Below are 10,535 nucleotides of genomic sequence, written 5' to 3'. Positions count from 1 at the left end.
TACAGATGGGATTATATCTGGCCAATGTTTTTTTGGGTCCATCTTTTTATGATAATATATTTCAATTTTGTATTAGGATCTTTAAGCAGGGTACAGTTGAATATTTCGGTGTTTTATTCCTTGTTAATACCTATGTCAGCTACACAATATTAGTCTTTTTAAATAAAATCAGACAGCAAGTGACAAACACAAACAGATTAAAGAAAAAACTTTTCCGTCATACCGATTGGGAACATACAAAGGAAGTAAATCAAAGGTATAAGAGGAAAAAAAAGGACATTGTTATCATTAAAAGTAATGAACTTATAGCAATCACTTTTGGGCTGTTAAATCCAACTATCCTTCTATCTACTACATTATTAGAGGTGTTAGATGGAGCGGAACTAGAGGCTGTTATACAGCATGAAACTGCCCACCAAAAATTTTATCATACCTTAAAAATTTTTCTATTAAAGACGATCTCTGAAGTCATGTGGTATATCCCACTTACCAAATGGGCGTTTAAAAATTATAAAATTATGATTGAATTAGTTGCAGATGAGTATGCTATTAAGCTGATGGGTACTGAGATGGGCCTAAGCGGTGCCCTGCTAAAGCTAATCAAGACTCACTTAGGAACGAAAACTCAAATCCTGCTTGTTCCTTTTGCTGATGGAACGATAGATTACAGGATTAAGCATTTGATTGAACCATATTATGCAATACCTTTTAAAGTACAAACAAAATCTGTTATTATTTCAGTTAATGTCATGATTTTTTTGTTCATTTTAATGATTATTGTTTAACATTAGATGAAGGTGAATAAGAAAAGGCGGGAAGTCCAATAAAGGACAACCCGCTAAGTTTTTTTATGGGCTCTTCTATTTAATAAATGGTTAAAAATTAAATCAATTAATAAAATAATCAAACCATAGTTAATGAAATAATCTGCAAAGTTTAGGATACCATGATTTGAATGAAATGATATAAAATCCGTAACCTGATTATATAAAATACGATCTATTGCATTTCCAATTCCTCCACCAATTAATAGGCCAGTGCCTAAATCCACTAAAAGTCTCCTATTTTTAACCTCTCTACGATATTTAAGCATCATTATACCCACTATAAAAGCAACGGGAACAAAGAATCGTCCATACCCTTGAAAGGAACTAAAAGCTGCTCCACTATTTTCAATGTGGCTAAGATTCAAAACACCTTTCCAGATCTCAATAGAACTTCCTACTTTTATATGAGTACGAATCCAATATTTTGATAATTGATCGATCAAAATAACAAAAGTAATAAAAAAATAGTACAAGTTTAGGACTTCCTTCCTGAAAATTGGTGTTTTACTTGACGGATAAAAACATAGTAACTACAATGTGTAGTGTAATTGATTAAGTCATATAAGTCAAAAACTACTTCTTTGATTCTATGTTCTAGTAAATTAAAAATTTCTAGAAATCCCATGTCTAGATTTTTTTATAAATTTTTACACTACATAATGTAGTGGTGCGATTTTGAAAGGAGAATGAATATGAAAAACGGCCAGGAAATTGGTTCATTACTATTGAGGGCAGTATTAGGTATTACCTTCTTTGTACATGGTTTATCAAAATTCCAAGGAGGTATTGATAATATTGGCGTTTGGTTCCATAGTATGGGAATCCCTAGTTTTATTGCTTATGGAGTTGCAACCATTGAATTGGTGGGTGGAATTATGATCCTATTGGGGCTGGGGACAAGAATCGTTTCGGCTTTTTATGTGTTAATCATGGCAGGGGCAATTTTATTTGTAAAACTACCAGCTGGTCTAACTGGTAACGGGAAGATGCCTGGTTATGAATTTGAACTATCATTAATGATTATAGCCCTTTATCTTGTGTTAAACGGGAGCCGCTTTTTATCAATCGATTCGATTTTAGTAAAGGCAAAAGGATTATCTAGAGCAATTCAAAATTAAGAACTTAACCAACCACTTTCATGAAATGGGTGAATAAATGACTACAAAGAAAAAATTAAAATCGAAAAATTCCTCTTCTCAAATGTTTTTTTTCGGGGTTTTAGGACTCGCTATTATTTGCTTTATTGGAATTATGCTCCTTAGTAACATGCAAAAAACAGGTGATTCTAACGCTTCCGCAGCTACATTCGGTTATCAGCATCAACCATACTTAGGCCAAAAAAACGCTCCAGTAAAAATAGTAGAGTTTGGTGATTACAAATGCCCAATCTGCAAAAATTTTAATGATACCGTATTTCCTGCAATTGATAAAGATCTTATTAAAACAGGAAAGGTCCAATACTACTTTATGAACGATCCATTTATTTATACAGATTCAACAAGGGCTGCTCTTTTTGCGGAGACTGTATTTCAAGAATTAGGTAATGATGCTTTTTGGAAATTTCATAACCAATTGTACTCAGAACAACCAGCAGATTCTAAATATGAAAAAATTGATCTTTATTCGGCAAGCTTTTTAGAAAAGACATTAAGCAAAGTGGTTAGCCAAACAGATAGTGAGAAAGTGGCCCAAGTATTTAAAACAAATAAATATCAAAGTGCTTTAGATAAGGATACTTCATATGTTAATCAATTAGGAATCTCGGGGACACCGACTTTTTTTGTGAATGGAAAACAATTTAACGGTAATTCTTATCAGGAACTTATTGATATGGTAAATAAGGCTGCTATTAAGAAATAGTTTTTCATAATTTAAACTTCAACCCTTAATTTTATTGATAAAACAATTGATATATTAAAACTTATAAAATCGCGTTTGGCCCTTTATTCCTCGAAATGGGTAAATGTCTAAGTCTGGGACAATACCAGAAGAATAATATGGAATTGTGATATGAAAAAGGGCTGTAAAATTATTAAAGGAGATGTTCTTTTGAAAAATAAGAGGTATGTGCCTTTGTGAAATGTACTATTGGATAGGTCCATTTCCATCTTTTCCAAGACACGGTTTACCTTTTTTAAATAGAAAATACCGCCCCAAAGTGTAATCCTGCCGTATTAGAAAAACATAAGACTATTATTTTGGAAGTTAGAAATAAATTAAAAACGGTGACTATGTAAGGGATATGAATGCAAATACAACAAAAAGATACCTTGAAAATTAGTAAGAATGGTGTATCCATATTTAGTCCATTTTGGAAAGTGCGGAACCGAGGTTTTTAAAACAATTTGATTTAAGAAGTTTAGAGGAATGGGAAGAATCATACCTCGAATTAAAAGGAAATAAACAGGCTGATTTAAAAGAAGACTTGATCATTATCAAATAGCTAAAGATCTGTATGATTAGTTGGATAGACTTTCTAGAGAATTATATGCCGTTCAAGAATAAAACTCTAAAGATAGCAGGTGGAAATATGAATCCAGATATGAGAGCCTATATGCCTTATCATTATGGAACAGGATATATGCCATATCCTTACGGAACCCATATGGGGTACGGATACACAGTCCCATTGTCATTGTACCATCACTATCATCCTCACCATCAACCTCATTATAACCATGGAGGAGGCCCAATTTTTTCAGTGCCCATGGGGGCACGGGTTCGGTAGCAAAATGCGGAAACTTATTAACGTAAAACCCCACTTGGGCATAAAAAATCGAATGTAACATAATAGATATTAAGTTACATTTTGTTTCCCTAAAATAACGGACTTATCCATCAGTCCCTTGTTAGGTAACATTTAAAAAAATAAGTTACTTTCATTTTGTTGAAAATACTGATCTTAACGAACAACAATTATTAGGATTGGAGTTATATTAAGATGTAGAAAAGGTTGTGAAGGATGGCACTTAAACTATCTGGGTGCGATTGTTCAATAAGAGCATTCGCTTTTCTTGTTCCGCTAACTGGGCAGGTGAGTTTAAGAATATAACTGAAAAAAGGCATCCCTTATACAAGGATGCTTGTTTTTAGAAATCAATTTTTGAAAAAGAGAGAGGGAGATAAATTTGCAAGTTTCTAGTAAAGCCAAAAGAGTTTTTAGTATTGCATTAGCAGTAGAATTTGATAATTGGATCATTGAACATGTTCAATGAAGGGATTTAGTTTCCTTTGACCATTATCTTGAAAAATTGGCTCCGTACGCAGTCTTTTTGAATTGAAGCCCTTGTTTAACTCTAACCGAAAAAGGTTATTGACAAACGAAATTATTAGTATTAATATTATCTCATATTCAAGATAAATTAATTAAAGATAATTAGGAGGTGAAACAAATGGAGAGGAATTGTTTGAATTTACCCTTTCTGATATTGATGCAAACATCTAAAATGATTCATGAGAGAATAAAGGAGAAATGACTAAAAAAAGCTAAGTATAACGGAATTTTTTGTTTTAGAGGTACTTTATCAAGAGGGGTGGAAAAAGCATACTAATCTCCAGTGGATCTATGACTTATGTTATAGATAAGCTTGAGCAAAGACACTTATTAAGCCGTAATGCCTGTCCAGATGACGTAAAATACATTAACTAATTATGGATTTGAATTAATGAATGAGATCATGCCAAAATATCATGGGTTCATTAATCAAAAGTTTGCTACTCTGGATTCTAATGAGGCTGAGACATTGGTACAGCTTTTGATAAAACTAAAAAATAAAGTTTAAACTTACATTTTTTTTGATTTAATATCTCGAATTCGAAATAAAATAACATTTAGGAGGAGTTTAAAGTGATAAATATTGGTTTATTAATCATTCGTTTGGTAATTGGTGTATTGTTTATCGGGCACGGTGCTCAAAAATTGTTTGGTTGGTTCGGTGGCTACGGATTAAAAGGAACTGGTGGATGGTTTGAATCTATCGGAATGAAACCAGGAGCTATGATGGCATTATTTGCTGGATTATCAGAACTTATTGGTGGAATTTTATTTACTTTAGGACTATTAACCCCACTTGCAGCCATTTTAATCGCAGGGACTATGTTAATGGCTATCATAAAGGTTCATGGTGCCAATGGATTATGGGCAACATCAAATGGATATGAATATAATTTAACTTTGTTAGCAGTGGCTATCGGTATAGCATTAATCGGTCCTGGTCAGTACGCTTTAGATGCATTTTTATTCTAAAATATCTCACATTAAAGATTCTCTAACTGAGAATATATTTTATTAGATTTTAATTAGTGGAATGGAAACAAAATAAAGTATAAATTTTTGTAATCAATAATATCAAAAAAGGAGTGTAAATAATGAATAAGAAAACAATGGGTATTCACCATATCACAGCAATCGTCGGCCATCCACAAGAGAATGTAGATTTCTACGCAGGAGTTTTGGGATTACGGTTGGTAAAGCAAACTGTCAATTTTGATGATCCAGGTACTTATCACCTTTATTTCGGTAATGAAGGTGGAAAACCAGGAACCATTATTACATTCTTTCCATGGGCAGGAGCTCGTCAAGGAATCATTGGAGATGGTCAAGTAGGTGTCACTTCTTATGTTGTTCCTAAAGGTGCTTTTGGATTCTGGGAAAAAAGACTAGAAAGGTTCAAAGTTCCTTTTACTAAAATGGAACGCTTTGGAGAGCAATATTTAGAATTTGATGATCCTCATGGGCTTCACCTTGAAATAGTGGAAAGAGAAGAGGGAGAAGTCAATACTTGGACTTTTGGTGAGGTAACCCCTGAAGTTGCTATTAAAGGTTTTGGCGGAGCAACTCTATTATCAACTCAGCCTAAAAAAACGGCTGACTTGTTAGAAAAAGTAATGGGACTTGAGTTAGTTGGTAATGAAGGAGATTTCACTCGTTATCGTTCGACTGCTGATATTGGAAATATCATCGACCTTAAATTAACTCCTATTGGACGTGGACAAATGGGTATTGGAACAGTCCATCACATTGCATGGAGAGCTATTGATGACGAAGACCAATTAGATTGGCAAAAGTATGTCGCAGCGAATGGATATGGTGTTACCCCTGTACAGGATAGAAACTACTTTAATGCCATTTACTTCAGAGAGCATGGAGAAATACTATTTGAAATTGCAACTGATCCTCCAGGTTTTTCTCATGATGAGTCAGAGGGGACAATGGGAGAAAAATTGATGTTGCCATCACAGTATGAGCCTCATAGAGCAAAAATTGAAGCAGTATTATTACCAATTGAAGTTAGAGAACTAGACTGATTTTACGAAAAGGAATGATTTCTATGCTTTCAATCGATCCATCTTCCCTGTCTGAACGAGATAATTATAAATTCCTAATTGGAAGTATCATACCTAGACCGATTGCTTTTGTTACAACTAAATCTAAAGAAGGCGTGCTAAACGGTGCACCCTTTAGTTACTTTAATATCGTATCATCCAATCCCCCGATGATTTCATTATCCATTCAAAGGTCATTGGGGAGACAAAAGGATACAGCAAGAAACATATTCGAGGCAAAAGAATTTGTTGTTCATATCGTGGATGAACAAAACGTTGAAAAAATAAATAAAACAGCTGCAAACCTGCCTCCTGACGAGAGTGAGATTGACTTAGCAAACCTAACTCCAGTGCAAAGTACGAAGATTTCAGTTCCTGGAGTTAGGGAAGCAAAAATCAGAATGGAATGTTCGATGGAGCACTATTTGGAACTAGGAGGCTCGGATACGCCTGGATGTGATCTGATTATAGGAAAAATCGTTCAATTTCATATTGAAAGTGATATTTATAAAAATGGAAAAATCGATCCAAGAGGCTTAGCTGCTGTAAGTCGATTGGCTGGAAATTATTACGCCAAAATTGGTGAGATTTTTGAAATCGAAAGACCTAAATAGTTCCTCATGCCACTTGGTGAATTGGAGGTTAAAAAATGCAAAAAACAGCTGGTATCCATCATATCTCAGCAATGGTAAACGATGCTCAACGAAATATAGACTTTTATGCAGGTGTATTAGGTTTAAGGCTTGTTAAAAAAACCATTAATTTTGATCGTCCAGAAGTCTACCATCTTTATTTCGGAAATGAAACGGGTCAACCAGGAACTGTGATTACGTTTTTCCCCTGGGCTAAACAGCTAAAAGGGCGTATTGGGCAAGGTCAGGTTGGTGTAACTAGTTATGTTATTCCGAAGGGTTCGGTTCCTTTTTGGGAGAATCGATTACGAAAATTCGGAGTGGAGTTTACTTCATTAACTCGTTTTGGTGAAAGATATGTTAAATTCAACGATCCTGACGGACTTCAACTCGAACTGACGGAACGAGAAGAAGGACTAACGAATACTTGGAACTTTGGTGAAATTGAAGCAGTAAATGCGATTAAAGGATTTGGAGGAGCGGTTCTTTTTTCGGCACAGCCACATAAAACTACGGATGTACTAGAAAACGTTTTGGGGTTGGAATGCATTGGTCAAGATAATGAATTTCTAAGATTTAAAACCGAAGGGAATATTGGAAACACCATTGATATTCACTTAAAACCTTCAGTTCGAGGGCTGATGGGGGCAGGTACGGTTCATCATATAGCATGGCGAGCAAAAGATGAAGAAGAACATCAAAGATGGAGAATACTTCTCTTGGAAAAAGGGTATTATCCCACTGAGATCCGTGACCGAAATTACTTTAAAGCTCTCTATTTTCATGAACCGGGAGGTATTCTATTTGAAATAGCAACCGATCCGCCAGGTTTTGCAGTGGATGAACCTGATGATGAACTTGGAAAAAAACTTATGCTGCCATCTTGGTTAGAGTCAAAAAGAGAAGAATTAGAAGAAACTTTACCACAAGTTGAGGTTCGAGTTCTGGAGGGAGATAAATAATGAAACATATTTTCAATAAGTGTCAGGACTCATATAAACCGACACTATTGTTGCTTCTTGCAGGAAGAATTGACGATGAGGCTTCTGTCTTAAGCGTTCGAGGGAATGTATTAGATAATGGGATGCCTTGAATCTTTCGAAGATTAGCAGAAGGAGTATTTGATGAAGAAGACTTAGCTTTCCGAACAAAAGAATTAAATGAGTTTCTAGATGAAGCAGCAGAAAAGTATGGTTTTGATCGAGGGAATATTATTGCCATTGGATATTCCAATGGAGCGAATATAGCTGCTAGTTTGTTGTTCCACTTTCAAAATGTTTTAAAGAGTGCGATTCTTCATCATCCTATGGTGCCGAGAAAAGGAAGAGATCTTCCTGATTTATCCAAAAAGAATGTGTTTATTGCGGCTGGAACAAATGATCCAATCTGCTCGCCAATGAAATCTGCTGAATTGGAGTCTCTGTTAAAAAAGGCTAATGCGAAAGTTGAACTTCATAGGGAGAATAGAGGCCATCAATTAATCATGGAAGAAGTTGAAGCTGCTGCAAAGTGGTATAAAGAACTTTTAAACGGAGAAGCAGAATAATTTTTACAGGTATAGCAGAATAAAAGTAAGAAATTTATGCGAATAGCTTTCTAAATGGAAGTGGACAATAATCCATTGAATATTAAAAATTAAAATATTGGAGGTTGTCTATAATGAAACATCTTATTATCTATGCACACCCACACCCAGAAAGCCTAAATCACGCTATTTTGGAAACAACAGTAAATGCATTGAAGAAAAAAGAGCATGAAGTCGTTGTGCGTGATTTGTATGCACTTAATTTTCAACCCGTACTAAAACCAGAAGATACTTCTGCAATGAAAGCTGGAGAAATTCCTAAAGATATTAAAACGGAACAAGAGTATATCACTCAAGCTGATGTTATTACATTTATTTATCCTATTTGGTGGGCTGGACTACCAGCTATCCTTAAAGGATATGTTGACCGAGTATTCTCATACGGCTTTGCCTATGCATATGGTGAAGAAGGTGTAATAAGGATGTTGTCAGGTAAGAAAGGTCTAATCATAAATACACACGGTAATCCAAAAGATTATTATGATGAGATTGGAATGACAACAGGTTTGAAAATCACATCTGATACTGGAATTTTTGAATTTGTTGGGATTGAACCGGTAGACCATATACTATTTGGAAGTGTCGGTTCGCTTAACGAAGAAGCCTATAAAGGTATGTTAGAGGAAGTTGAAGAAAAGATTAATTCTTTATTCTAATACTGTTTATCCAACAGAATAAGTCTATTGAGCATATGAAAGAAAGTGGAATAAGATTTTATAAACAAACCAATTGACTCGAAATTTTCAATTAAATTATTATTAATCCGAGATTTTCATCTCAAAATATAATAAATGGAGGCAAATTGCTATGACAAAAGATTTTTATTCTTCTATAAAAGAAAGACGTACTTACTATGGAATCAACAAAGACGTACAGGTTTCAGATGAAAAAATTAAGGAAATCGTAGAATTCGCTGTAAAATACACACCTTCTGCCTTTAACTCCCAAACCGCACGTCTTGTAGTATTGACAGGGGAATCCCATGATAAATTATGGGATATAACTACTGAAACTTTAAGAGAAGTTGTTGGTGGTGGTGATTTTTCTGGAACTCAACAAAAAATGGACTCATTTAAGGCAGGATACGGGACTGTACTATTTTTTGAAGACGAAGCAATAATTAAATCTCTTCAAGAACAATTCAGTACATATGCTGACAACTTTCCTATTTGGTCCAATCAGGCATCAGGTATGCACCAATTAGTAGTTTGGGCCGCTTTAGAATCAGAAGGTCTAGGAGCTTCACTACAGCACTATAACCCACTTATTGACGAAGAGGTTAGGAGGAAATGGAATATTCCTTCCAATTGGAAACTGATTGCTCAGATGCCGTTTGGTAATCCAACAGCTCAACCAGGTGAGAAAGAATTTAAACCAGTGGAAGACCGTGTGAAATTTTATAAAAATTTAATATAGAAAATCTCTCAATGCAAAAAGCCTGGTGGAATATCCACCAGGCTTTGATGTGTGCTAGTATTGGCCGAATCCTTAAATTTACTTTTTCCGCTTTAAAATATTATATAGTGTTTTAGGAGGAATTTAATTTTATAATCTTTTTAACATTTCTAAAATTTCTTTTCGTTCTTCTTCTTTGTTCATTTCTATATTTATTCGTTTTTTACAAAATTTAGATTCGCATTCTTTATCACGTTGCTGAAAGTTATTATTTTTCAACTGCATTTCAGTACACTCCTTCAAATCTAATGAATCAAAAACCATGGACAATGTAGAGCATTGTATCTGAATAAAGCTTTCCCATAAATATAGAGACTATACTGAGGCTTTTTAACTTTCTTTTCTTCACTCATTTCAAGAGAATCTTTATTCAGTTTTTGCAGTTACAAAGTTTGGTATCCATTTTACTAAGAAACTATCTATATAATCCTTCAACAAAATAAATTGCTAGCTAAGAAGTAAATGTAATTTTTGAAGCTGCTGAGAGGGCTTCTTTTTTTCTTGGAAAAAAGTGCTTAATTGTTTATTGGGCGATAATTTAATATATTTTTATTTATGTTACCGACATTACAATTGGCAGGATTTTAATTATTTTTACAGAAAATTATAAGATAATACTGAGAATCAAATATCTTTCTTGATCGTCATTAGAACATTGTTTTTCTGTACCACAATGGTGCATATCCGTGCTATTCTGCAAGAGGGTTCCGT

At 34.3% G+C, this 10,535-nt stretch carries 13 protein-coding genes and 1 pseudogene; 12 read left to right on the top strand and 2 right to left on the bottom strand.

The window, feature by feature from the left end; translation table 11 throughout:
* A partial coding sequence (locus tag V7077_RS21220; RefSeq protein ID WP_335505592.1) for a M56 family metallopeptidase occupies positions 1-785 on the top strand: 785 nt, incomplete at its 5' end.
* Between the two features lie 53 nt (positions 786-838).
* Here V7077_RS21220 and lspA read toward each other — a convergent pair.
* A complete protein-coding gene (lspA, locus tag V7077_RS21215) occupies positions 839-1,324 on the bottom strand; it encodes a signal peptidase II (RefSeq protein WP_335505596.1) in 486 nt (161 codons plus the stop codon).
* Positions 1,325-1,519: 195 nt separating this feature from the next.
* Between lspA and V7077_RS21210 the strand changes: the two genes are divergently transcribed.
* From V7077_RS21210 to V7077_RS21165, 11 genes and pseudogenes are all read left to right on the top strand, one after another.
* Positions 1,520-1,945, top strand: a complete 426-nt coding sequence (locus V7077_RS21210; RefSeq protein WP_335505590.1) for a DoxX family protein — start codon at positions 1,520-1,522, stop codon at positions 1,943-1,945.
* 37 nt (positions 1,946-1,982) lie between these two features.
* Positions 1,983-2,687, top strand: coding sequence for a DsbA family protein (locus V7077_RS21205; RefSeq protein ID WP_335505588.1), 705 nt, complete (start codon positions 1,983-1,985; stop codon positions 2,685-2,687).
* 670 nt (positions 2,688-3,357) lie between these two features.
* Complete coding sequence (locus V7077_RS21200; RefSeq protein WP_335505586.1) at positions 3,358-3,555, top strand: hypothetical protein; 198 nt, start codon at positions 3,358-3,360, stop codon at positions 3,553-3,555.
* A gap of 837 nt (positions 3,556-4,392) precedes the next feature.
* Positions 4,393-4,476 (top strand): hypothetical protein, encoded by an 84-nt coding sequence (locus tag V7077_RS27810; RefSeq protein WP_420489692.1) that lies wholly within the window; start codon positions 4,393-4,395, stop codon positions 4,474-4,476.
* A 198-nt stretch (positions 4,477-4,674) separates the two neighbouring features.
* Positions 4,675-5,073 carry a DoxX family protein gene (locus V7077_RS21195; protein WP_335505584.1) on the top strand — a complete coding sequence of 133 codons (399 nt, stop codon included), beginning with the start codon at positions 4,675-4,677 and terminating at the stop codon, positions 5,071-5,073.
* Positions 5,074-5,195: 122 nt separating this feature from the next.
* Entirely contained in the window at positions 5,196-6,134 is a 939-nt protein-coding gene (locus tag V7077_RS21190) for a ring-cleaving dioxygenase (protein WP_335505582.1), read from the top strand.
* A 23-nt stretch (positions 6,135-6,157) separates the two neighbouring features.
* Entirely contained in the window at positions 6,158-6,766 is a 609-nt protein-coding gene (locus V7077_RS21185; protein ID WP_335505580.1) for a flavin reductase family protein, read from the top strand.
* Positions 6,767-6,801: 35 nt separating this feature from the next.
* Positions 6,802-7,746, top strand: coding sequence for a ring-cleaving dioxygenase (locus tag V7077_RS21180; protein ID WP_335505578.1), 945 nt, complete (start codon positions 6,802-6,804; stop codon positions 7,744-7,746).
* A pseudogene (locus tag V7077_RS21175) lies at positions 7,746-8,330 on the top strand (alpha/beta hydrolase). The gene V7077_RS21180 and the pseudogene V7077_RS21175 overlap by 1 nt, the downstream one beginning before the upstream one ends.
* A 113-nt stretch (positions 8,331-8,443) precedes the next feature.
* Entirely contained in the window at positions 8,444-9,025 is a 582-nt protein-coding gene (locus tag V7077_RS21170; RefSeq protein ID WP_335505575.1) for an NAD(P)H-dependent oxidoreductase, read from the top strand.
* A gap of 151 nt (positions 9,026-9,176) precedes the next feature.
* Positions 9,177-9,785 (top strand): nitroreductase family protein, encoded by a 609-nt coding sequence (locus tag V7077_RS21165; protein WP_335505573.1) that lies wholly within the window; start codon positions 9,177-9,179, stop codon positions 9,783-9,785.
* A gap of 129 nt (positions 9,786-9,914) precedes the next feature.
* Here V7077_RS21165 and V7077_RS21160 read toward each other — a convergent pair whose 3' ends face one another.
* The gene (locus V7077_RS21160; protein WP_335505572.1) at positions 9,915-10,049 is read right to left on the bottom strand and encodes a hypothetical protein; all 135 of its coding nucleotides are present in this window, start codon (positions 10,047-10,049) and stop codon (positions 9,915-9,917) included.
* Between the last annotated feature and the right edge of the window lie 486 nt (positions 10,050-10,535).

The organism is Neobacillus vireti, from assembly GCF_036962465.1.
Taxonomy (GTDB): domain Bacteria; phylum Bacillota; class Bacilli; order Bacillales; family Cytobacillaceae; genus Neobacillus; species Neobacillus vireti_B.
Note: the sequence above shows the minus strand (reverse complement) of the source record. Positions and strands in the feature narration are given on the sequence as shown.